Raw genomic sequence first — 22637 nt, forward strand, 5'->3', positions numbered from 1 at the left:
ATGGAAGAAAAACCGCTGGTCTTCATCGTCGACGACGATCAGGTCCTCCTCGACGTGGTCGATGCGGCGCTCGCCGACGACTTCCGCCGCGAATCCTTCAGCGCCGGCGAGGCCTGTCTGGCGCGGCTCGCCGAATGTCGGCCGGACATCGTCCTGCTCGATCTCAGCCTGCCCGGCATCGGCGGTTTCGAAATCTGCCAGCGCCTGAAGGGCGACTGGGAGAGCCGCGACATCCCGATCCTCTTCATTTCCGCCAGCGACGACATCGACACCCGGCTGCTCTGCTACGAAGCGGGCGGCGAGGATTTCATCACCAAGCCCTTCGATCCCGCCGAGCTGCTGCGCAAGGTGCGCGTCGCCGCCCGCATTCTCGACGAGAAGCGCGCTCTCCACGAACAGGCCGGTTACGCGCAACGCACGGCGATGTCGGCGATGGTCAGCATGGGCGAGCTGGGCGTCGTCCTGCAGTTTCTCAGCAAGTCCTTTGCCTGCGGCACCCAGGAAGAACTCGGCGCGGCGCTGCTCGACGCGCTGCGCCAGTACGAGCTGAACGCCGCGCTGCAGTTGCGCCTCGGCGACGGCGCGCTGACCGTCAGCGACAACGGCCGCGAATTGCCGCTCGAAGTCTCGGTGCTCAACCATGTTCGCCACGCCGGTCGCATTTTCCAGTTCCGCAGCCGCTGTGTTTTCAACTACGGTCGGGTGACGGTGCTGATCAACGACATGCCGCTGGCCGATCCCGATCGCTGCGGCCGCATCCGCGACAACGTCGCGCTGCTCGCCGAGGGGGCGGACGCCCGCATGCAGGCGATCGAGGCCGAGGAACTGGCGCGCCACCGCCGCGCCGGTATCGAGGCGGCGCTGCCGCGCGTGCAGTGCACGCTGGAATCGGTACAGGCCAACTACCGGCGCAATTCGCTGGAACTGACGCAATCGATGATCGAGTTCCAGGAAGCGCTCGGCAAATCCTTCATTTCGCTCGGTCTGAGCGAAGCACAGGAAAACTCGCTGACGACGCTGGCCGACGACTACATGCAGCGCATGGTTGCCAGCCAGGACGCCAGCCTGCAGACGATCGGCGAACTGCAGGCGCTCGCCGCCAGCCTGCAGGACGTGCTCAAGCGCTGAGGAAGCGGGCGACGCGGTCGACGACGCGTTCGCTCAGTTGCGGGGCGACGCAGTCGAGGCTTTCCGCGGCGAACGAGTTGCCGAGCCAGGTGATTTGCCGCTTGGCCAATTGGCGGGTGGCGAAGATGCCGCGGTCGCGCATCTCGCGGCGCGTGATCAGGCCGTCCTGGGCCTCCCAGACCTGGCGGTAGCCAACGCAACGCATCGACGGCAGGTCGGCGCTGAGCCGGTATTTGCGGCGTAGCGCGGCGAGTTCGTCGTCGAGACCGGCGAGCAGCATCTCGTCGAAACGGCGGGCGATGCGCTCGTGCAGCACGGCGCGCTCGGACGGCAGCAGCGCCAGTTGCAGGAAGTCGTAGGGCGGCGTTTCGGCGGCGCTCTCCTGCAGCAGTTCGGACATCGGCCGGCCGCTCGTCAGGCAGACTTCGAGCGCGCGCTGGATGCGCTGGCTGTCGTTCGGCGGCAGGCGGGCGGCGGTGACCGGGTCGAGCGCGGCGAGCCGGGCATGCATCGCCGGCCAGCCGGCACGCGCCGCCTCGGCGTCGAGTTCGGCGCGCAGCGCGGCGTCGGCCTGCGGCAGTTCGGCCAGGCCGTGGAGCAGGGCGCGGCAGTAGAGCATGGTGCCGCCGACCAGCACCGGCACGCGGCCGGCGGCGGTGATAGCGGCCATTGCGGCAAGCGCGTCGGCGCGGAAGCGGGCGGCGGAATAGCGTTCTTCCGGCGTGATCAGGTCGATCAGGCGGTGCGGGTAGCGGGCCAGCGTCGCGGCGTCCGGCTTGGCGGTGCCGATGTCCATGTCGATGAAGACCTGCGCCGAATCGACGCTGATCAGTTCGACCGGGAAGCGGTCGGCGAGCGCCATCGCGGCGGCGGTCTTGCCCGAGGCGGTCGGGCCCATGATCAGGATGGCGGGCGGCAGATTCATGGCGGCGAATGCTAGCACGGCAGAGGGCTATAATTCTTTGACCATGCCTTCTCATCTCTCCCGTCGCCGCCTGCTCGCCGGCGGTCTGCTCGCCCCGACGCTCTGCCTGCCCGCGCTGGCCGGGGCGACCGCGGCCGACCGCCTGCCCGGGCTGAGCGCCCGCCACGCCTACGTCGGCAGCCTCGACGACACGCTGCTGGCGATCGACGCCGAGCGTCCGGTACAGATTGCCTCGATCAGCAAGCTGATCACCGCCTGGGTCGTGCTCAGTGCCGAACTGCCGCTGGGCGAGAGCATCCGCATCGAGCAGGACGACGTCGTGCGTTCCGAATACACGCGCTCCAGCCTGGAGGTCGGGACGCGCTGGCGGCGTGAGCAACTGCTCGAATGGCTGGTGGTGACTTCCGACAACCGGGCGGCGGCGGCGCTGGCGCGCAGCTTTCCCGGCGGCTGGGAGGAGTTTCGTTACTCGATGCGGGCGCTGATGACGCAGATGCAGTTGTTCAGCTTCGATTTCGGCGACGCTGCCGGCCTCTCGTCGACCAACCGCGCCAGCGCCCGCGATCTCGGCGTGCTGCTGGTGACCCTGGCGCAGATTCCCTATTTCCAGGATTTGTCGCGCAAGACGGCGGTGGGCGGCAAGCTGAACGTCAACCGTTTCGCCCACGACCGTTCGGTGGCGCTGCTCGCCGGCAAGACCGGCTTCACCTCGGCGGCCGGCTTCTGCCTGGCCGAGGCCGAGCAGTTCGGCGGCCGGGTCGTCGCCCTGGTCGTCCTCAACGCGGCGGATCGCGAGGCGCGCGCCCGCGACATGGCTCGCCTGCGCAGTTACGCCCGGGAAAGACTGGGTACTGCCTGAATCAAGCCTGCTGCGCCATGCCGCGCAACAGGGCTTCGGCGCTGGCGGCGCTGGCCGGCTTGCCGAAATGGTAGCCCTGCATCAACTCGCAGCCGAGCTGCAGCAGGAATTCGCTCTGCGCTTCCTGTTCGACGCCTTCGGCAATGACTTCCTTCTGCAGGCTGGCGGCGATGGCGATGATGGCGCGGACGATGGCGACGTCGTCGCTGCCGTCCGGCAGATCGCGGACGAAGGACTGGTCGATCTTGATCCGGTCGAAGGGCAGGCGCTTCAGGTAGCCGAGGCTGGAATAGCCGGTGCCGAAGTCATCGACCGACAGCTTGATGCCGATCGCCCGCAACTGCTGGAGGACGTCGATGATGCGCTCGGTGTCGTGGATGAACGCGCTCTCGGTGATCTCCAGTTCCAGCCAGCGCGCGTCGAGGCCGGTTTCGGCAAGGATGCGGGCGACCCGCTGCGGCAGGTCGGGCAGGCGTAGCTGTACCGCCGACAGGTTGACGGCGACCACCACCGGCGGCAAGCCCAGGTCCTGCCAGTGGCGGTTCTGCTGGCAGGCTTCGCGCAGGACGCGCTCGCCGACCTGATAGATCAGGCTGCTTTCCTCGGCCACCGGGATGAAACGCGTCGGCGGAATGTTGCCGAGTTCGGGGTGCTGCCAGCGGACCAGAGCTTCGAAGCCGATCAGGCGGCCGTTGCGGACGTCGGTCTGGGGCTGGTAATGGACAAAGATCTCGTCGCCGTAGAGGGCGCGGCGCAGGTTGTTCTCCAGCGTCACCCGTTCCGAAATGCGCAGGTTCATTTCCGGCGTGAAGAAGCGGTAGGTGTTGCCGCCTGCCGCCTTGGCCTGGTACATCGCGGTGTCGGCGTTCTTCAGCAGGCTGCCGATGTCGTTGCCGTCGTGCGGGTAGGTGCAGATGCCGATGCTGGCGCCGACGCGCAATTCGTGACCGGCGACGACGAAGGGATGGCTGATGGCGTTGATCAGGCGCTGGGCGATCGTCGCCAGGCGCGCCGGCGCGCCGTGGCCACGGATCAGGATGGCGAATTCGTCGCCGCCCTGGCGGCTGATCGTGTCGCGTTCGTCGAGGCTGGCGCTGAGCCGCTGGGCGACCTGCAGCAGCAACTGGTCGCCGATGTCGTGGCCGAGCGTGTCGTTGATGTTCTTGAAATGGTCGAGGTCGAGGAACATCAGCGCCAGTTCGGCCTGGTTGCCGAGCGTTTCGGCCAGCGCGCTGGCCATGTGCTCGGTGAGCAGCACGCGGTTGGGCAGGTCGGTCAGCAGATCGTGTTCGGCGAGATGGCGGATGCGTTGCTGGTCTTCGCGCAACTGGGTGATGTCGCGGGCGACGCCGGCGACACCGGCAATCACCCCGCGATCGTCGAACACCGGGGTGGCGATGTATTCGTAGTGACGCTGGCCGTCCCGTTCGGATTGCAGGCTGCCGGTCCGCTTCTGTTGACACTGTTGCAGCAGCGCTTCGGCGGAAAGGGCGGCGAGCGCTTGACCAAGCGTGCTGGGCAGCCCGTTTTCCACCGGCTGGCCGAGGATGGCATCGACCGTCTTGCCGGACAGTGCGGCGTAGGCGTCGTTGACCGCGATCAGCAGGCCCTGGCGGTCGCTCAGCCAGGCCGGGTCGGGCAGGCTGTCGAGCAGGGCGCGGGTACGGCGGAAGGTGTTTTCGTAGGCCCGGGTCATGCCCTGGGCGATCTCCCGGGCGCGGTCGTAGGTACGCATCCAGACGACGATCCAGCCGGCGAGCACGGCGGCGAGCAGGGCAGCGCTCAGGCTCGCCCAGAAGACCTGCTGCCGCCAGTTGGTCAGGAAGTGCGCCGGCGCATGGCCGACGACGACATAGAAGGGGTAGTCGCCGACCCGGCGGGCGACGAAGAGGCGTTCGACGGCGTCGATCGCCGATGCCGTGGTGAAACTGGTGTGCTTGCCCTGGCGGCGGATCAGCTCGGTGATGCTGGGGTGGCTGACGACCTGGCCGATCTTTGCCGGTACCGCCGGGTAGCGGGCGATCAGGCGTTGCTGGTCGTCGAGCAGGGCGACGCTCTGACCGCTGCCGAGGTCGAGGTTGGCAAAGAAGTTCTGGAAATGGTCGGTGCGGATCGCCGCCTGGATCAGGCCGGCGAAATTGCCGTGGCTGTCCTCGATCCGCCGGCTCAGCGTGACCACCCAGTTGTGGGTGATGCGGGCGTACAGCGGTTCGGAAATCACCAGCTTGCCCGACGGGTCGTCGCGGTTGCGCTGGAAATAGGCGCGATCGTCGATGCGAGCCGGCGCCGTGCGGCCGCTGGCGTCGAAGATGAAACGGCCCTGGGCATCGGCGACGCGCAGGCTTTGCGATTCGCTGGCGATCAACTGGAGGTGGCGGGCCAGGCTGGCGTTGATGTCGATGCTGCCGTTCGCTTTGTTGCTGCGCAGGGCGGAGAGGTGGAGCTGGCCGGCGAGCAGGATGGTGTCGACCTTGTCGATCGTGTTGCGCGCGTGGTCTTCGAGGACGCGCGCGAGGTTGTCCAGGTTGCGCAGGGCGAAGTCGCTTTCGCGTTGATGAGCGATCAGCAGGCCGATCGTCAGCAGCGCGGCGTAGGTGATGAAGGCCAGCGTTCCTAGTCCCAGCAGGGCAAGGCGCCGCCAGTTGTCCTGCTGGTGCGAAACCAGATTGTGGATTCGCGAAATAAGAAACTTCATCGATGCTCCGGGCGTGATGAATCCGGATTATCGACCGCGAAGAAACAATTTGTCGAGTTCGTCGAGCGACAGCGCGGTCCAGGTCGGCCGGCCGTGGTTGCACTGGCCGGCGCGCTCGGTTTCCTCCATCTGGCGCAGCAGCGCGTTCATCTCGGGAATCGCCAGTTGGCGACGGGCGCGCACCGCGCCGTGGCAGGCCATGGTGGCGAGCAGTTCGTTGCGCCGGGCGGTCGCCAGCTGGCTGATGCCGTGCTCGCGCAGGTCGGCGATCAACGAGCGCGCCAGCGCCACCGGGTCGCCCGACTGGAGCAGAGCCGGCACGGCGCGCACGCCGAGCTGGCCGGGGCCGAGCGGGGCGATCCGGAAGCCGAGTTCGGCCAGCGCTTCCGCATGTTCCTCGACCGCCGCGACATCGAGCGGGTCGGCCGAGAACACGGCCGGGATGAGCAGGTTCTGGGTTGCCACCTGGCGGCTGTCGAAGGCAGTCTTCAGCTTTTCGTAGAGGATGCGCTCGTGCGCCGCGTGCATGTCGACGACGATCAGCCCGCCCGCGTTCTGCGCCAGGATGTAGATGCCGTGCAGTTGCGCCAGCGCGTAGCCGAGCGGCGGACCGTTGCGGTCGACCGGCACGTCCGGGCGGAATTGCGGCGCATCGGTGGCGCTGCTACTGCTCGGCGCCAGGCGCTGGGCGGCCTGGGCGAAGGCCAGGTAGGCCGTGGCAGCCGGTTCGGCAACGCCGAGGCTGGCCTGGTGGCGCAGCGGTGGCGGGAAGGCGGGGGCGGCCGGCCGCGGCCTGTGCTTCGTAATGAGCGTGGCCGGTCCCCGGTTTTCGCTGGTCGCGGCTGCCGGCGCCTGGATCGGCGTCGCCAAGGTGCGCTGGATGGCGTGGTAGACAAATTGGTGTACGGCGCGCGAGTCGCGGAAGCGGACTTCGGTCTTGGCCGGGTGGACGTTGACGTCGACCAGCCCGGGGTCGATCTCGAGGAACAGGCAGACGGCCGGCTGGCGGGCGCCGTGCAGGACGTCGCGGTAGGCCTCGCGCAGCGCGTGGCCGATGATCTTGTCGCGCACGAAGCGGCCGTTGACGAAGACGTTCTGGCCGTCCTTGGCTTCGCCGGCGCGGGTCGGGTCGATGGCGAAGCCGGTCAGCGCGATCGGCCCGGCAGCGGCGTCGACGGCGCGCGAGGCGGCGACGAAGTCGTCGCCGACCACTTCGGCGATGCGCCGGGCGCGGTCGGCCGGCGCCAGCTGGAACAGGCTGCGCCCGTTATGCGTCAGGCTGATGGCGACGTCCGGTCGGGTCAGCGCCAGACGACGGACGGCGTCGGCGCAGTGGGCGAATTCGGTGCTCTCCGACTTGAGGAATTTGCGCCGGGCCGGGGTGTTGTAATAGAGGTCGCGCATCTCGACCACGGTACCGGCCATCAGCGCCGCCGGTTCGGGTTCGGCACCGTTCTCGCCGCGCAGCTTCCAGGCGTGGCCGGCGCCTCTTTCACGGCTGGTGATGGCGAGCCGGGCGACGGCGGCGACCGAGGCCAGCGCCTCGCCGCGGAAGCCGAAGCTGGCGACGCGTTCAAGGTCGTCGAGGCTGGCGATCTTCGAGGTGGCGTGCCGGGTCAGCGCCAGCGCCAGTTCATCCCTGGCAATCCCGCAGCCGTCGTCGGTGATGCGGATCAGCTTGACGCCGCCTTCCTCCAGGTGCACCTGGATCGCCGTGCTGCCGGCGTCGAGGCTGTTTTCGAGCAGTTCCTTCAAGACCGAAGCGGGTCTTTCGACGACTTCGCCGGCGGCAATCTGGCTGATCAGGAGGTCGGGGAGGCGGGCGATGGATGGCATGCCCGGATTATAATGCCGCCTCGTTCAAAGACCGGCCCTGCGCATGGAACTGCTCACCCAATTCATCGACATCGTCCTCCACCTCGACGTTCACCTCGCCCTCCTGGTCCAGCAGTACGGCCTGTGGATCTACGCCATCCTGTTCTTCATCATCTTCGCCGAGACCGGTTTCGTCGTCTTTCCCTTTCTGCCTGGCGATTCGCTGCTCTTCGTCGCCGGCGCGCTGGCCGCGCTCGGCCAGGGCGGCATGGACATCACCACCCTGTGCGCCGTCCTGCTCGCCGCCGCGGTACTCGGCAACACGGTGAATTACCAGATCGGCCGCTTCCTCGGGCCGAAGGTCTTCCACTGGGAAAACTCGCGCATCTTCAACAAGGCGGCGCTGCAGAAAACGCACGCCTTCTACGAGTTGCACGGCGGCAAGACCCTGATCATCTCGCGCTTCCTGCCGCTGTTTCGCACCTTCGCCCCGTTCGTCGCCGGCATCGGCGCGATGTCCTGGGCCAGGTTCACCTTCTTTAACCTGATCGGTGCCGCCGCCTGGGTGCTGTCGCTGTGCCTGGCCGGCTACTGGCTGGGCAATCTGCCCTGGGTCAAGCAGAACCTGTCGCTGCTGATCCTCGCCATCATCGCCGTCTCGCTGCTGCCGGCGGCGATCGGCTACCTGCAGCACCGGCGGAGCGCCTGATGCGCTGGCTGATCGTCGTCGTCCTCGCGCTGTCGCAGCTCGCCTGCGCGACCAAGCTGGGGCGCGACGGTCGTACCGAGACGACGGTCAACGCGCGCTACCTGTTGAAGACCGAGGTCGACCGTATCACCGACACCAGTCGGCGCGAGGTCGTCGCCGGCCTGCTGACGATCGCCGACAAGCTGTACAAGCGCAACCCGCGCGAATGGAAGCAGTCCGGTGCAGCCAGCCGCGAGGCGGCGGTGCAGCGCCTGCGCCAGCGGGTCAGCGCCGACTGGCCGGAACTGCGCGGCCAGCGCGAACGCCTGGCGGCGAACCTGGCCTTTGCCGAGGAATTCGCCGGCGACCGCGTGGCGGCGCTGATGTTCGGGCTGCTGACCATGGTCGATGCGGCTTACGAGCACAAGGACGATTTCTACGTCCTCGACAGCCTGGACGAGACCAAGCTGCACAACGCCGCCCGTAATATGGAAATCGCCATCTGGAAGCTGGGCCACGACCACCGGGTCAGCGGCGAGTTCTTCCTCCTGTCCAACGAACTCGACCCCGGCAACCGCAACATCTCGTTCGAGCGCGAATTCGGCCGCATCATCGGCCTGCTCGACTTCATGGCGCAGATCGTCGCCGACCGCAACGGCCGCACGCTGTCGCGCGTCACCCAGTCGCTGGCGACCGCCATTTTTCTTCCCGTAGGTCTCTGAACATGAAAAAGATCGTCATCCTGATTTCCGGCCGCGGCAGCAACATGGAAGCGCTGATCGCCGAGCGCGACGGCGGCCGCCTGCCGGTCGACATCGCTGCCGTGATCAGCAACCGGCCGGCCGCCCAGGGGCTGGAAACCGCCGCCGCCGCCGGCATCGCCACCCGCTGCCTCGATCACAAGGCTTACGCCGGGCGCGACGAGTTCGATGCCGCGCTCGCCGCCTGCATCGACGAATTCGCGCCCGACCTGGTGATCCTCGCCGGCTTCATGCGCATCCTGACGCCGGACTTCGTGCGTCACTACGAAGGTCGCCTGCTCAACATCCATCCCTCGCTGCTGCCGTCCTTCCCCGGTCTGCACACGCACCAGCGGGCGCTCGACGAAGGGGTGCGCATCCACGGCTGCACGGTGCACTTCGTCACCGCCGAACTCGACCACGGGCCAGTCGTCATCCAGGCCGCGGTGCCGGTGGTCGACGGCGACGACGAAGCGAGCCTGGCGGCGCGCGTGCTGCGCCAGGAACACCGTATCTACCCGCAGGCCGTGCGCTGGCTCGCCGAGGGCCGGGCGCGCCTGGTCGACGGTCGGGTCGTGTGCGATGCCTCGCTGATTGACGACGCGGTATTGATCGCTCCCAGCCCGCGCTGATCAGGGATGCGCTACATCCTGGTCGTCGCCGTTGCCTTGTCCGTGCTGGTGCACGCCCTAGCCTTGTTCGGCTTCGACTTCGGGATGTTCGGCGAAGTGCCGGAAACGGCGCCGTTGCAGGCCGAGTTGCGACGCCCGCCGCCGCCTGCCCCGCCACCCGCGCAGCCGGCACCGCCGCCGCCCGCGGCGAAGAAACCCAAGCTGCCGACCCCGGCGCCGGCAAGCGCGCCGCCGCCGCTCGTGCCGCCCAGTAGCGCGCCGGAAGACGCCTTGACGCCGGGCGAACTGCTGCCGCCCGAGGTGGCATCGGCGCCGGAACCGCCGGCTCCTGCCGTAACACCGCCGGCGGCGCCGGTGCTGGCCGGCAGCGGCCGGCTGGCCTTCGTCGTTGTCAAGGATACGCTCGGCATGCAGATCGGCCGCGCCGAACACCGTTGGGAGTTTCCCGGCGACGGCACTTACCGTCTGCGGGCGATGATCGAGACCAGCGGTCTGGCCGCGCTGTTCAAGCCGCTACGCCAGGAGCACGAGAGCCGTGGCCGGCTGGGGCCGGGCGGTCTGCAACCGGAAAGTTTCCGCGTCCTGCGCAACGGCGTGTCGCGCGGCGAGGATGCCGATTTCGACTGGGCGACGCGCCAGGTCCGGCTGCAGCGCGATGGCAGCGTGCAGTCGGTGGCCAGCGGCAGCCAGGACCTGCTGTCGCTCAACTATCAGCTCGCCTATCTGGCGGCGCCGGAAAACGGCAGCACGATCGGCGTCGTCACCGGCCGCAAGTACCAGCCCTACAGCCTCGATGCCTTCGGGGAAGAAACCATAGAAACGCCGGCCGGCAGTTTCCGCACCCTGCACCTGCGGGCCGTCGGCGACACCATCACCGAAATCTGGATCGCCCTCGACCGCTGGCGACTCCCGGTTAAAATCCGCTTCACCGACAAGAAGGGCGACAGTTACGAATTGCGCGCCACCGAAATAGATATTACCGAGGCCGAACCGCAGTGACCACGAAAGCCCGTTTCACACCCGCCCTGTTTGCCCACGCCGAACACCTGCTCGGCCAGTTGCTGCGTTTCGACCACCCGGCCGACGCCGTCGTCTCGCATTATTTCCGCGAGCATCGCCAGCTCGGCCACGCCGACCGTGCCTTCGTCGCCGAGACGGTGTTCGCCTTCCTGCGCCGCCGGCGCAGCCTGGACGCGCGCTGCGGCGAACGTCCGGACAACCGGCAGCGCCTGCTGGCGACGCTGGCCGTCGCCCGCGGCTGGAGCCAGCGCGAGCTGGCGCCGGTGCTGAAGGCGAGTGAGGAGGCCTGGCTGGCCGGCGTCAAGGCGGTGCGCGACGACGACCTGCCGCCGGCGGTGCGCTGCGACTTGCCGGACTGGTTGTACGAGCGCCTGCTGGCGCAGTACAGTGACGAGGAAATCCGCGCCCTGGCCGCCGCCCTCAACCGGCCGGCGCCGCTCGACCTGCGCGTCAACACCCTGAAGACCGACCGCGAGCGCTTGCTCGCCCGGCTCGCCGGCGACGGCATCGGCGCCGCGCCCGGGCGCTTGTCGCCGCTGGCCGTGCGCCTGCGCGACAAGCCGGCGCTGGCGAAAAACCCGGCCTTCCTCGATGGCAGTTTCGAGGTCCAGGACGAGGGCAGCCAGTTGCTCGGCCTGCTGCTCGAAGCTCGGCGCGGCGAGATGGTCGTCGATTTCTGCGCCGGCGCCGGCGGCAAGACGCTGCTGCTCGGCGCGCAGATGAAGAATACCGGCCGTCTCTACGCCTTCGACGTTTCCGACAAGCGGCTCGCCAACCTGAAGCCGCGTCTGGCCCGCTCCGGCTTGTCGAACGTCCATCCGGTGCGCATAGAGCACGAGCGCGACCTCAAGGTCAAGCGCCTGGCCGGCAAGGCCGACCGCGTGCTGGTCGATGCGCCCTGTTCCGGGCTCGGCACGCTACGCCGCAATCCTGACCTGAAATGGCGTCAGGACGCCGGCGCGGTCGCCGAACTGACCGCCAAGCAGGCGGCCATCCTGGCCTCGGCGGCGACCCTGGTGCGGCCCGGCGGGCGCCTGGTGTACGCGACCTGCAGCCTGCTGCGCGAGGAAAATGCGGCGGTGGTCGAGGCCTTCCTCGCCGCTCATCCCGGCTTCGTCCTGGTGCCGGCGGACGGCGTGCTGGCCCGCTTCGGCTGCGAGTTGCCCGGTGCCATGCTGCAACTGTTGCCGCAGCAGCACGATACCGACGGCTTCTTCGCCGCCGTCCTGGAGCGCCTGGCATGAACGATTCCGGCGTCGCTTTCGGCAGGCTGGTCAGCCACCTGCTCGACGATTTCCACGAGCCCAGCTTCGTCTGGCAGGTAGTGGCCTTGCTGTGCGTGCTTGGCCTGGCCTGGAGCATTGCCCGCTGGTGGCGGGCGGCGCATCCGCCGGAAGCCGGCTGGCACCTGCGCCAGGTCGGCAGCCGGCTGGCCTTCCCGCTTTCCGGCATGTTGCTGACCGGCGCCGCAATGCTGATCCTCAAGCACTTCTTTCCGGTCACCCTGCTCAAGCTGGCGATGTCGCTGCTTGCTTCGATGGCGCTCGTGCGTGGCGTCGTCTTCGTCCTGCGCCAGGCCTTTCCCGGTGCCGGCTGGCTGGCCGCCTGGGAAAAGCTGATCGCGACGCTGGTCTGGGGCTGGCTGGCGCTCTACATCACCGATCTCGCGCCTTACGTGGTCGATGCGCTGGAGCAGGTCGATTTCAAGATCGGCAAGCAGCATCTCAACCTGTGGCTGATATTCAGCGGCATCGTCACCGTCTTCCTGACCGTCGTCTTCGCCTTGTGGATCGCCGGCGTCATCGAAGGGCGCCTGATGCGCATGCAGTCGGTCGACGGCAACCTGCGCATCGTCGGCGTGCGCGTCGCCAAGGCGGTGCTCACCGTGGTCGCCGTGCTCATCAGTCTGTCCTTGGTCGGCATCGACATGACGGCGCTCTCGGTATTCACCGGGGCGCTCGGCGTCGGCCTCGGCTTCGGCCTGCAGAAGATCGCCAGCAACTACGCTTCCGGTTTCATCATCCTGCTCGACCGCTCGATCCGCATCGGCAACATCGTCCAGGTTGGTACCGACAGCGGCACGGTCACCCAGATCACGACCCGCTACACGGTGCTGCGCCATCCCGGCGGTACCGAATTCATCGTTCCCAACGAAACCCTGATCGGCAGCACGGTACAGAACCAGACCTACTCCGACAACAGCATGCGTTTGTTCACCACGGTTGGCGTCGCCTACGACAGCGATCTCGAGCTGGCGATGCGCCTGATGGTCGAGTGCGCGCAGCGCCAGGAAAGGGTGCTCGCCGATCCGGCACCGAGCGTGCTGCTGACCCAGTTTGCCGACAGCAGCATCAATCTCGAGTTGGGCTTCTGGGTCGCCGACCCGGAGAACGGCAAGATGAACGTCGTCTCGGCGATCAATCTCGACATCTGGCGCAGCTTCCGCGACAACGGCGTGCAGATTCCCTTCCCGCAGCGCGAAGTCCGGCTGCTCGGCGGTGTTCCGCAGCAGCTTTCCTGATTCCCCTGGGTATGTCTTTGGGGTGAAATAATGTCGTTGACATTGCTGGTGGCGCGGCCTATTTTGCCTGGCTCTGAGAAGAGCTTGGCAGAAAGGCGGGGGGGCGATGAAGGCAGCAGGTTCACTGGTCGGCATTCTGCTGGTGCTGGCGGTATCGGCCGCGGCAGCGCAGCAGGAAGACGCCGCGGGCGGCGCGCTGCCGCTGGTTGAAATCGCCGAAGCGCGCTGGGCGACGGCGGTCGATCCCGGTTCGCGGCAGCCCGCCGCCGTGCTCAACGACGCCCGAGCCCGCCGGCCGCTGATGCTGTGGATGCGCCTGCGGGCGAGCGAGGCGGCGCTGGCCCGCCTGGAACAGGCGGGGCGTCTGCCGATCCGCCACCGCTGGTTCCGTGAGAGTTTTGCCGGCGTGCAGGCCGAGGGGCAGACCGAGATGACCGATTCGATCGCCCTCAGCGCCGGCAGTCGCGAACTGCTCGCCGCGCTGCGCCAGGAAGTCAGCGCGCGCGGCCATTTCGACTGGCGGACCTGGAGCGCCAAGGCGCGCCCCGGCCCTGGCCGGTGGAGCGTCGCCGTCGTCTATGCCGACCATACGCCGGTCCTGTGCGACGGTGGCAAGCCTTGTCGCTACTCGATCACGGTGAAATGACATGGAACCGACCCCGCACACCAACCCGGTATTGCGCCGCGCCATCGATGAGGCAGACCTGCTGTTGGCCTACGCCGCCGAAAACGGCATCGAACTCGACGACGGCGTCGTCGCCACCGTCGTCGCCGCCCGCCAGTTGCCGGCTGTGGCCGCCGATGCTGCGGCGGTGGCGGCGACGACGAAATTCTGGGAGGCTTATGGCAGCCTGGCCCGCGCCGTGCAGCCGGTAACCTCGGACAGCATCGAGGCGACGATGAGCCGCCAGGGACGGCGCGGCCTTGGCGGGCGACTGCTTGACCGCCTGCTCGGTCCCAAGCTGACGACGCTGGCAGAGCGCAGCATCTACCGTTTCTCGCTGGCGTCCTTTGTCGTGCTCGTGCTGTTGCTGGTGGTGCAGATGTACTGGGTGATCGGCAACCGGCTCGAAGCCCAGGCGGCGCAACTGGTCGCCGAGGCCGAGCGGGTCGGCGAACGGCTGGCGACGCTGAACAAGGCGCAGCTCGCCGATGACGATCGGGAACTCCTGAAGCTCGAGGCGGCCGGCGAGCAACTCAACCTCGATCTGGCGATCCGCGTCGCCGCCCTCGAACAGTGGAACGACATCTGGCGCGCGCTGGTGCCCGGCATCGCCCGCCGCGGCGCGGCGCTCGACGAGGCCGCCGGCAGTCCCAGTCCTTTCTCGACGATGCGCAAGGCCCGGCTGGAGGCTAGCCTGGCCAAGGAGTGCGTCGAACTCTACCTGCTGCCGCTGCTCTACGGCCTGCTCGGCAGCTGCCTGCATGTGCTGCGCACGCTGGCCGCCGGCATCGAGCGCCGCACCCACGTCGCCGGCCGCCTCTATCAGGTGCGCATCTACACTGGCGGGCTGACCGGGCTGGTGATCGCCTGGTTCGGCGTCGGCGGCGACGCGACCAGTCCGCTCGCCTCGCTGACCCCGTTCGCGCTGGCTTTCCTTGCCGGCTACAGCGTTGAACTGCTGTTCGCCTTCATGGACCGTCTGGTGTCGGCATTCGTCGGGCGCAGCGAGGCCCTGCCGGGGTCTGGTGGCGGCGCTGCGAAGTAGATCGTGGTTCGCAGTTTTTTACAATGTAAATGGATTGTGTTGTTAGTACCAACGGCATATACTCCCCGTAGCACATTGATCTATCTGGACTTTTTATGCTGGCTGGGACGATGAACAAATTTCTCTTCCGGATCAGGACGCGCAACGGCGTCGTCGTCGACCATCTTTCCTTTTACGGGCGTGATGAGGACGAGGCGCGCCGCAAGGTGGCGCAGATCTACAACCACTGCGAGGTGCTCGAATGCACGCAGCGGCGGGTCAGCATGAACGGCCGGCTGGGGACGGTGAACTACGAAAGTCTGGCGCTGCCGCTCAGCTTGTCGTGATCGGCAGGCAGCCGCGTTCGGCCAGTTCGGCGAGCAGGCTGCGGTAGTCGTGGGCGCCGGTGCTCGAGGCGTTGTGACGGAAGACGTCCTGCTGTAGCGACGGGCTTTCGGCCACGGTCACGTTTTCCGAAATCGCGACATCGAGGACATCGTCGCCGTAGCGTTCGCACAGGCGCTGGCGCACGTCTTCGCTCATTCGCCGGCGGCGGTCGAAACGGGTCAGCAGGTAGAGCCGGTTGACGCGGCGCTTCATCACCGGTTCGAGCACCTGCAGCGTGCGCGTGATGTGCTCGGCGGCCTGCAGCGACAGGTAGTCGGTAGACACCGGGATGAGCAGCGTGTCGCAGGCGAAGATGGCATTGAGCGCCAGGACGCCGATGTAGGGGCAGCAGTCGATCAGGCAGTGGCGGTCGGGATGGGCGGCTTCCAGCGCGTCGAGGCCGAGGCGCAGCTTGTTGAGGACGGCTGGTCCCTTGCCGAAGATCGAGTCCACCTTGATCAGTTGCTGGTGGGCGGGAATCAGTTGGCCAATGTGTTCCCACGCCACTTCGAGCGACTGCAGCGGCTGCTGGTCCTGGAAAAAAGCGAACAGGCTCTTGTCGGAGGCGAGCGGGATGTTGCCGTGAATACTGGAAAGATGGCCTTGCGGATCGAGATCGATGAGGAGTGGGGCGTTTCCCGAACGATGCAGGGCGGCCCCGAGGTTGAGCGCGGTGGTCGTTTTACCGACGCCGCCTTTCTGGTTGAATATGGCGATTCGCATGGTGTGGCCGTTCTATACAAGGCGCTATTTTTCACTTAACATTCAGCTTTCTGCAACTCTTTCCGGTTATTTTCGCCGGTCCGCGTTGCAATCGTTCCGGCGGCGATGGCCGCCGTTTTCGTTTTATGGGGTCTGCCTCATGTCGCATGTCATGAATACCTACGCCCGCCTGCCGGTGGCTTTCAGTCACGGCAAGGGTAGCCGGGTCACCGATACCGAGGGCCGCGAGTACCTGGACGCGCTCTCCGGGATCGCCGTCAACACCCTGGGCCACGCCCATCCCAAGCTGGTCGCGGCGATCGCCGAACAGGCCGGACGCCTGATCCACACTTCCAACCTCTACGGCGTCACCGGTCAGGACAAGCTGGCCGACCGGCTGTGCGCGCTGTCCGGCATGCAGGAAGTGTTCTTCTGCAATTCCGGTTGCGAAGCCAACGAGGCGGCGATCAAGCTGGCGCGTTTCTACGGCCACAAGAGGGGCATCGAGTTGCCGACCATCATCGTCATGGAAAAGTCCTTCCACGGGCGGACCATGGCGACCCTGTCGGCGACCGGCAACTACAAGGTGCAGGTTGGCTTCGAGCCGCTGGTCGCCGGCTTCGTCCGCGTTCCCTACGGCGATCTCGACGCCATCCGCGCGGTCGCCGAGCACAACCGCAACATCGTCGGCGTGATGCTGGAAGTGATCCAGGGCGAGGGCGGCATCCATCTGCGCGACGCGGCCTACTACCGCGGCGTGCGCGAAATCTGCGACGCCCACGAGTGGCTGATGATCTGCGACGAAGTGCAGTGCGGCATGGGCCGTACCGGCAAGTGGTTCGGCTACCAGCAGGTCGGCGTCCAGCCGGACGTCGCGACGCTGGCCAAGGGCCTCGGTTCCGGCGTGCCGATCGGCGCCTGCATGGCCGGCGGCCGCGCTGCCGGACTGTTCGGGCCGGGTAACCACGGCTCGACCTTCGGCGGCAACCCGCTCGCCTGCACGGCGGCGCTGACCACCCTCGACTGCATCGAGGAAGAAGGACTGCTGGCCAACGCCGAACGCATCGGCGCGCTGATCCGCCAGGGCTTTGCCGAAGGCCTGGCCGGCACTTCGGGCGTCGTCGATATCCGCGGCCACGGCCTGATGATCGGCGTCGAGCTCGACCGTCCGTGCGGCGCCCTGGTCGCCCAGGGGCTGGCGGCCGGCCTGCTGATCAACGTCACCGGCGACACCGTGATCCGCCTGCTGCCGCCGCTCAACTTCAGCGAGGCCGATGCCCGCGAACTGGTGGCCCGCATGCTGCCGTTGATCAAGGCCTTCCTGGCGGGGTGAGACGATGGCGATCAAGCATTTCCTGCAGTTCAAGGATTTCACCCGCGAAGAACACCAGTACGTCTTCGAGCGCACGCGCTGGATCAAGGACCAGTTCAAGTCCTACCAGAAGTACTGGCCGCTGACCGACCGCACGCTGGTGATGATCTTCGAGAAGGCGAGCACGCGCACCCGTCTGTCCTTCGAGGCCGGCGTGCAGCAGCTCGGCGGCTCGGCGATCTACCTGAACACCCGCGATTCCCAGCTCGGGCGCGGCGAGCCGGTTGAGGACGCGGCGCAGGTGATCTCGCGCATGAGCGACCTGGTGATGATCCGCACCTTCGAGCAGGACATCATCGAACGCTTCGCCGCCAACTCGCGCGTGCCGGTGATCAACGGCCTGACCAACGAATACCACCCCTGCCAGATCCTTGCCGACATCTTCACCTACATCGAGCATCGCGGCTGCATCGGCGGCAAGACGGTGGCCTGGGTCGGCGACGCCAACAACATGTGCAACACCTGGCTGCAGGCCGCCGAAGTGCTCGACTTCAAGGTCCATGTGTCGACGCCGCCCGGCTATGAATTGAATCCGGCGCTGATCGCCGGGGTCGACCCGTCGCGCTACGCGGTCTTCGCCGACCCGATGGACGCCTGCCGCGGCGCCGACCTGGTCACCACCGACGTGTGGACGTCGATGGGCTACGAGGCCGAGAACGAGGCGCGCATGAAGGCCTTCGCCGACTGGTGCGTGGACGCCGAGATGATGGGCGTCGCTGATGCGAAGGCGCTGTTCATGCACTGCCTGCCGGCGCATCGCGGCGAGGAAGTGACGGCGGACGTCATTGACGGCCCGCAGTCGGTGGTCTGGGACGAGGCCGAGAACCGACTGCACGTCCAGAAAGCCCTCATGGAATACCTGCTGCTCGGCCGTCTCAAGGTCTGATCGGCGCATTGTCAAAACGAAACTGGAAAAGCAAATGAGCGACGTCAAGAAAGTGGTTCTCGCCTATTCGGGCGGTCTGGATACCTCGGTCATCCTCAAGTGGCTGCAGGACACCTATCAATGCGAAGTGGTGACTTTTACCGCCGACCTCGGCCAGGGCGAAGAGCTCGAGCCGGCGCGCGCCAAGGCGCTGAAGTTCGGCATCAAGCCGGAAAACATCTTCATCGACGACCTGCGCGAAGAATTCGTGCGCGACTTCGTTTTCCCGATGTTCCGCTGCAACACCGTCTATGAAGGCGAATATCTGCTCGGCACGTCGATCGCCCGTCCGCTGATCGCCAAGCGCCTGATCGAGATCGCCAATGCCACCGGTGCCGACGCCATTTCGCACGGCGCCACCGGCAAGGGCAACGACCAGGTTCGCTTCGAACTCGGCGCCTACGCGCTGAAGCCGGGCGTCAAGGTCATCGCCCCATGGCGCGAATGGGACCTGCTGTCGCGCGAAAAGCTGCTCGCCTACGCCGAGCAGCACGGCATCCCGGTCGAAATGAAGCACAAGCAGGGCGGTTCACCGTACTCGATGGACGCCAACCTGCTGCACATCTCCTACGAAGGCCGTCACCTGGAAGACCCGGCGGCGGAAGCCGAGGAAAGCATGTGGCGGTGGACGGTGTCGCCGGAAGCGGCGCCCGATGCGGCCGAATACCTCGACATCGAATACGAGAAGGGCGACATCGTCGCCCTGAACGGCGAGCGCCTGAGCCCGGCGCAGGTGCTGACCAAACTCAACCAGCTTGGCGGCAAGCACGGCATCGGCCGCCTCGACCTGGTCGAGAACCGCTACGTCGGCATGAAGTCGCGCGGCTGCTACGAAACCCCGGGCGGCACGATCATGCTGCGCGCCCACCGCGCCATCGAGTCGGTCACCCTCGACCGCGAAGTCGCCCACCTCAAGGACGATCTGATGCCGCGCTACGCCAGTCTGGTGTACAACGGCTACTGGTGGAGCCCGGAGCGCGTCGCGCTGCAGACCCTGATCGACCACACCCAGCAGAACGTCAACGGCTTCGTCCGCGTCAAGCTGTACAAGGGCAACGTGATCGTCGTCGGCCGCGATTCGAAGACCGATTCGCTGTTCGACTCGACCATCGCCACCTTCGAGGACGACGCTGGTGCCTACGACCAGAAGGATGCCGGCGGCTTCATCAAGTTGAACGCGCTGCGCATGCGCATCGCCGCCAACCTGAAGGCGCGCAAGGGCGGTTGATCGGTGGAAGGCACCTTATTCGGCTTCAACGAGGAGCAGATCGCCGACTTCTTCTCGACCTGGGGAGTCGGTGCCTTCATCCTCTACATGCTGTTCATCATCGGCGAGATCGCCTGGCGGTCGAAGGCCGGCAAGACGGGGACCTTCGTCCTCTTCTTCGTCCTCTCCTTCGGCATGCTCGGCTTCATCGCCAAGTCCGTGATTCAAAAAATCTGGGGTATCTGAAATGTCGCAATACGACAACGTTTCCGTGGTCAAGCAGGCCAACGTTTATTTCGACGGCAAGTGCGTCAGCCACACCGTCATCCTCGCCGATGGCACGAAGAAGACGGTCGGCGTGATCCTGCCGGCCAGCCTGACCTTCAACACCGGCGCGCCGGAAATCATGGAAGGCGTCGGCGGTGCCTGCCGCGTCAAGCTGAAGGGCGAGAGCGAGTGGAAGACCTACGGCGCTGGCGAATCCTTCAACGTGCCGGGCAATTCCAGCTTCGAGATCGCCTGCGACGAGCCTTACCACTACGTCTGCCACTTTGGGTGAGCCATCATGCCGTCATTTGACTTCACCTCCGAAGCCGACATGGTGGCATTGAAGAATGCCGTCGATGTCGCATCGCGCCAGATCGAAAACCGCTACGACTTCAAGGGCACCTCGGCCAAGGTCGAGTTGAACGAGAAGGACAAAGTGATCACGCTGTGGGGCGATTCCGAGTTCCAGCTTGACCAGATCAAGGACCTGCTTTTCCCGGCCATGGAAAAGAAGGAAAAGGACAGCGTCAAGCGGCTCGACGTGCAGAAGATCCAGAGCGTTTCCGGCAACAAGTCGAAGCAGGAAATGAAGATCCGCGACGGCATCGACAGCGAACTGGCGAAGAAGATCGTCAAGCTGATCAAGGACGCCAAGCTCAAGGCGCAGGCCTCGATCCAGGGCGACGCGGTGCGCGTTTCCGGCAAGAAGATCGACGAGTTGCGCGAGGCGATCGCGCTGGTCCGCTCGAAGATCACCGACTTCCCGATCAAGGACGGCAACTACCGCGATTGACCGCCGGCAGCGGACCCGCCGGGCGGCCTTGGCCGCCCGCTTGCGTTTACCGGCGCAGGTTGGCGATCCAGGCGGTGTAAAGCTGGTCGGAGAGTGAGCGCATCGCCGGCAGGCGCGCGCCGACCTGGCCGTTCATCTCGTCCGGCGTCTGCACGCTCGGCTGATCGCCGACGGCCAGTGCCTCGTCGCCCCACTGGCTGGCCCAGGTGGCGATCATCTCCGGCGTCATCTCGACGTGGCACTGCATGCCCAGGTGCGGGCCGAGCACGTACATCTGGTTGGCGCAGTAGGCGTTGGCGAACAGCCGGCTGGCGCCGGGCGGAATGCTGAAGGTCTCGCCGTGCCACTGGAAAACGGTGTTCGCCCGGCCGGCGAAATCGCCCAGCCAGCGGCGGGCGATTTCATTGTCCTCGGCCAGCGCCTCGCCCCAGCCGATTTCCTTGACCGGGTTCTTCGTCACCTGGCCGCCGAGTGCCTTGCTGATCAACTGGCCGCCCAGGCAATGGCCGATTACCGGAATGTCGCGCGCGACGGCGTCGCGGATCAGGGCGCAGATCGAATCGATCCACGGCAGCGGATCATTGACGCTCATCGGCCCGCCCATGAAACAGAGGCCAGCGAAATCCTCGGCGCTCCCGGGCACCGCCGCGCCTTCGTCGACGGCGATCAATTCCCACGGAATCCCTTGTCGCTCAAGGAATATGGCAAAATAGCCCGGACCTTCGGTGGGGGAGTGACGAAAGATGGCAACGGGTTTCATGGCTGTACTCGCAAAGCGTTTCCGGATGCCGCATTCTACGCTGGCATGCCTGGCCTGTCTGAGCTCCGTCGCTCTGGCGCAGGAGGTTGGCCTGGCCGGTGTCATGGGTAGCAAGGCGCTGCTCATGATCAACGGCGCGCCGCCGCGGGCGGTGCCGGTCGGCAGCACGGTCGACGGGATCAAGGTGATTTCGGTGCAGGGCGATCAGGCGGTGATCGAGATCGGCGGCCGCAAGCGCCCCTTGCGCGTCGGCCAGCACGCGGTTGGCCTGGCCTCCGACGGTGCCGGCGAGAAGATCGTGCTGACCGCCGACGGCCAGGGGCATTTCGTCACCATTGGGACGATCAACGGCGCTTCCGTGCGTTTCCTGGTCGACACCGGAGCGAGCATGATTTCCCTCGGCGCCAGCGATGCGCGGCGCATGGGGCTGGATTTCAACCGTGGCCAGAAGGGGTTTTCGCAAACCGCCAACGGCCAGACCATGATCAGCGTGGTCAAGCTGGACAGCGTGCGCGTCGGCGGCGTCACGCTGCACCAGGTTGACGCGGCGATCCACCAACATGACCTGCCGATCGCCCTGCTCGGGATGAGTTTTCTCAACCGGATGGAAATGCAGCGCGACGGCAGTACGATGACGCTGAAAAAGCGCTATTAGGAGAGAGACCATGCCACAACAGGCAAACGAGATCGCGCTGCTGCGCGAGGAACTGGAAATGCTGATGGGCGAACGCCAGGCGCTGTTGCGCGTGGTCGGCGCCAGCGCCGCGCTGATCGCTTCGCTCGATAGCAAGCGCTTGCCGGTGGCCGCCGTCGAGGCGGCCGACGTCGTCGCCACCAGCATCAATGGCCTGAGCGAGGAAACCCTGCAGGATGCGCTGTCGGCGGTTCACGCCGAAATCGAGGAGGACTCGGCCGGCGCATGAGCATCGACCTGGAAAGCCTGCGCCGCAGCTTGCTGACCAATCCGCCGGCAGGCGAGGTGGTGGTCGAGGACGGTGCGACGAACGCCAACCTGACGCCTGCCGCCGTGCTGTTCCCGATCATCCGGCGCGCCGCCGGTCATACCGTGCTGCTCACGCAGCGTACCGCCCATCTGCGCGACCACGCCGGCCAGGTCAGCTTTCCCGGCGGGCGGGTCGAGGCGGCCGACGATTCGCCGCTGGCTACCGCGTTGCGTGAAACCGAGGAAGAAATTGGCCTTTCCCGGCGCCATGTCGAAGTCCTCGGCTACCTGCCGGAGTACCGTACCGGCACCGGGTTTTGCGTCGTGCCGGTGGTCGCCGCGGTGACCCCGCCTTTCGACCTGACGCCCGATCCTTTCGAGGTGGCCGAGATTTTCGAGGTGCCGCTCACCTTCCTGCTCGACCAGTCCAACCACCAGCGGCATTCGGTCCATCTGCGCGGCGCGCTGCGCCATTTTTATGCCATGCCCTATGCCGGACATTTCATCTGGGGGGCAACCGCCGGCATGATCCGTTCGCTGAGCGAAAGGCTTGTGGTATCTTGACTCCGA

Annotated in this window: 25 protein-coding genes; 20 read left to right on the forward strand and 5 right to left on the reverse strand. The window is 66.5% G+C overall.

All coding sequences use genetic code 11. The features are described 5' to 3' along the window. Positions 1–1128 carry a response regulator gene (locus ACLIIZ_RS17125; RefSeq protein ID WP_416694027.1) on the forward strand — a complete coding sequence of 376 codons (1128 nt, stop codon included), beginning with the start codon at positions 1–3 and terminating at the stop codon, positions 1126–1128. Here the strand turns inward: ACLIIZ_RS17125 and miaA are convergent. After that, positions 1118–2053 (reverse strand): tRNA (adenosine(37)-N6)-dimethylallyltransferase MiaA, encoded by a 936-nt coding sequence (gene miaA, locus ACLIIZ_RS17130; RefSeq protein WP_416694029.1) that lies wholly within the window; start codon positions 2051–2053, stop codon positions 1118–1120. The two genes, ACLIIZ_RS17125 and miaA, sit on opposite strands and share 11 nt — an antisense overlap. Positions 2054–2096: 43 nt before the next feature. On the opposite strand from miaA, the gene ACLIIZ_RS17135 reads away from it, so the two are divergent. Next, a complete protein-coding gene (locus tag ACLIIZ_RS17135; RefSeq protein ID WP_416694031.1) occupies positions 2097–2912 on the forward strand; it encodes a D-alanyl-D-alanine carboxypeptidase family protein in 816 nt (271 codons plus the stop codon). Between the two features lies 1 nt (position 2913). On the opposite strand, the gene ACLIIZ_RS17140 is transcribed toward ACLIIZ_RS17135, so the two are convergent. Both ACLIIZ_RS17140 and mutL read right to left on the reverse strand, forming a co-directional pair. Continuing rightward, entirely contained in the window at positions 2914–5607 is a 2694-nt protein-coding gene (locus ACLIIZ_RS17140; protein WP_416694033.1) for a bifunctional diguanylate cyclase/phosphodiesterase, read from the reverse strand. A gap of 27 nt (positions 5608–5634) precedes the next feature. Beyond that, a complete protein-coding gene (mutL, locus tag ACLIIZ_RS17145; protein ID WP_416694035.1) occupies positions 5635–7443 on the reverse strand; it encodes a DNA mismatch repair endonuclease MutL in 1809 nt (602 codons plus the stop codon). A gap of 43 nt (positions 7444–7486) precedes the next feature. Between mutL and ACLIIZ_RS17150 the strand changes: the two genes are divergently transcribed. The 9 genes from ACLIIZ_RS17150 to ACLIIZ_RS17190 all read left to right on the forward strand — a co-directional run bounded on the left by ACLIIZ_RS17150 (position 7487) and on the right by ACLIIZ_RS17190 (position 15058). After that, a complete protein-coding gene (locus tag ACLIIZ_RS17150; protein ID WP_416694037.1) occupies positions 7487–8131 on the forward strand; it encodes a DedA family protein in 645 nt (214 codons plus the stop codon). Next, complete coding sequence (locus tag ACLIIZ_RS17155) at positions 8131–8832, forward strand: hypothetical protein (protein ID WP_416694039.1); 702 nt, start codon at positions 8131–8133, stop codon at positions 8830–8832. Before ACLIIZ_RS17150 ends, ACLIIZ_RS17155 begins: the two co-directional genes overlap by 1 nt. A 2-nt stretch (positions 8833–8834) precedes the next feature. After that, positions 8835–9482 (forward strand): phosphoribosylglycinamide formyltransferase, encoded by a 648-nt coding sequence (gene purN, locus ACLIIZ_RS17160; RefSeq protein ID WP_416694041.1) that lies wholly within the window; start codon positions 8835–8837, stop codon positions 9480–9482. A gap of 6 nt (positions 9483–9488) precedes the next feature. Further along, entirely contained in the window at positions 9489–10481 is a 993-nt protein-coding gene (locus ACLIIZ_RS17165) for a DUF3108 domain-containing protein (protein WP_416694043.1), read from the forward strand. Continuing rightward, complete coding sequence (locus ACLIIZ_RS17170; RefSeq protein WP_416694045.1) at positions 10478–11746, forward strand: RsmB/NOP family class I SAM-dependent RNA methyltransferase; 1269 nt, start codon at positions 10478–10480, stop codon at positions 11744–11746. Before ACLIIZ_RS17165 ends, ACLIIZ_RS17170 begins: the two co-directional genes overlap by 4 nt. Then, positions 11743–13023: a mechanosensitive ion channel family protein gene (locus ACLIIZ_RS17175; protein WP_416694047.1), complete on the forward strand. Its 1281-nt coding sequence runs from the start codon at positions 11743–11745 to the stop codon at positions 13021–13023. Before ACLIIZ_RS17170 ends, ACLIIZ_RS17175 begins: the two co-directional genes overlap by 4 nt. Positions 13024–13129: 106 nt before the next feature. Beyond that, on the forward strand, positions 13130–13669 hold the full coding sequence (locus ACLIIZ_RS17180; RefSeq protein ID WP_416694049.1) for a hypothetical protein: 540 nt from the start codon (positions 13130–13132) through the stop codon (positions 13667–13669). 1 nt (position 13670) lies between these two features. Continuing rightward, positions 13671–14732, forward strand: coding sequence for a hypothetical protein (locus ACLIIZ_RS17185; RefSeq protein WP_416694051.1), 1062 nt, complete (start codon positions 13671–13673; stop codon positions 14730–14732). A gap of 110 nt (positions 14733–14842) precedes the next feature. After that, on the forward strand, positions 14843–15058 hold the full coding sequence (locus ACLIIZ_RS17190; protein ID WP_416694053.1) for a hypothetical protein: 216 nt from the start codon (positions 14843–14845) through the stop codon (positions 15056–15058). Here the strand turns inward: ACLIIZ_RS17190 and ACLIIZ_RS17195 are convergent. Continuing rightward, positions 15045–15821: a ParA family protein gene (locus ACLIIZ_RS17195; protein ID WP_416694055.1), complete on the reverse strand. Its 777-nt coding sequence runs from the start codon at positions 15819–15821 to the stop codon at positions 15045–15047. The genes ACLIIZ_RS17190 and ACLIIZ_RS17195 overlap by 14 nt on opposite strands. A 139-nt stretch (positions 15822–15960) precedes the next feature. Between ACLIIZ_RS17195 and ACLIIZ_RS17200 the strand changes: the two genes are divergently transcribed. Genes ACLIIZ_RS17200 through ACLIIZ_RS17225 form a run of 6 tightly spaced genes read left to right on the forward strand, consistent with a single transcriptional unit; the run spans position 15961 to position 20364 of the window. Then, complete coding sequence (locus tag ACLIIZ_RS17200; protein WP_416694057.1) at positions 15961–17133, forward strand: aspartate aminotransferase family protein; 1173 nt, start codon at positions 15961–15963, stop codon at positions 17131–17133. 4 nt (positions 17134–17137) lie between these two features. After that, on the forward strand, positions 17138–18058 hold the full coding sequence (argF, locus tag ACLIIZ_RS17205) for an ornithine carbamoyltransferase (RefSeq protein ID WP_416694059.1): 921 nt from the start codon (positions 17138–17140) through the stop codon (positions 18056–18058). Between the two features lie 34 nt (positions 18059–18092). After that, the gene (locus ACLIIZ_RS17210; RefSeq protein WP_416694061.1) at positions 18093–19325 is read left to right on the forward strand and encodes an argininosuccinate synthase; all 1233 of its coding nucleotides are present in this window, start codon (positions 18093–18095) and stop codon (positions 19323–19325) included. A 3-nt stretch (positions 19326–19328) separates the two neighbouring features. Then, positions 19329–19550, forward strand: coding sequence for a DUF2788 domain-containing protein (locus ACLIIZ_RS17215; protein ID WP_416694063.1), 222 nt, complete (start codon positions 19329–19331; stop codon positions 19548–19550). Position 19551: 1 nt separating this feature from the next. Further along, positions 19552–19863, forward strand: coding sequence for a pyrimidine/purine nucleoside phosphorylase (ppnP, locus tag ACLIIZ_RS17220; protein ID WP_416694065.1), 312 nt, complete (start codon positions 19552–19554; stop codon positions 19861–19863). A 6-nt stretch (positions 19864–19869) separates the two neighbouring features. Further along, complete coding sequence (locus ACLIIZ_RS17225) at positions 19870–20364, forward strand: YajQ family cyclic di-GMP-binding protein (RefSeq protein WP_416694067.1); 495 nt, start codon at positions 19870–19872, stop codon at positions 20362–20364. 46 nt (positions 20365–20410) lie between these two features. Here ACLIIZ_RS17225 and ACLIIZ_RS17230 read toward each other — a convergent pair whose 3' ends face one another. Further along, positions 20411–21124: a type 1 glutamine amidotransferase gene (locus ACLIIZ_RS17230; RefSeq protein WP_416694069.1), complete on the reverse strand. Its 714-nt coding sequence runs from the start codon at positions 21122–21124 to the stop codon at positions 20411–20413. On the opposite strand from ACLIIZ_RS17230, the gene ACLIIZ_RS17235 reads away from it, so the two are divergent. The 3 genes from ACLIIZ_RS17235 to ACLIIZ_RS17245 are packed head-to-tail and all read left to right on the forward strand — an operon-like array spanning position 21123 to position 22631. After that, positions 21123–21779, forward strand: a complete 657-nt coding sequence (locus tag ACLIIZ_RS17235) for a retropepsin-like aspartic protease family protein (RefSeq protein WP_416694071.1) — start codon at positions 21123–21125, stop codon at positions 21777–21779. The two genes, ACLIIZ_RS17230 and ACLIIZ_RS17235, sit on opposite strands and share 2 nt — an antisense overlap. 10 nt (positions 21780–21789) lie before the next feature. Then, positions 21790–22047: a hypothetical protein gene (locus tag ACLIIZ_RS17240; protein WP_374328073.1), complete on the forward strand. Its 258-nt coding sequence runs from the start codon at positions 21790–21792 to the stop codon at positions 22045–22047. Continuing rightward, the gene (locus tag ACLIIZ_RS17245) at positions 22044–22631 is read left to right on the forward strand and encodes a CoA pyrophosphatase (RefSeq protein WP_416694074.1); all 588 of its coding nucleotides are present in this window, start codon (positions 22044–22046) and stop codon (positions 22629–22631) included. Before ACLIIZ_RS17240 ends, ACLIIZ_RS17245 begins: the two co-directional genes overlap by 4 nt. The last annotated feature ends 6 nt before the right edge of the window (positions 22632–22637 follow it).

The organism is Azonexus caeni (genome assembly GCF_048146105.1).
GTDB classification, from domain to species: domain Bacteria; phylum Pseudomonadota; class Gammaproteobacteria; order Burkholderiales; family Rhodocyclaceae; genus Azonexus; species Azonexus aromaticus_B.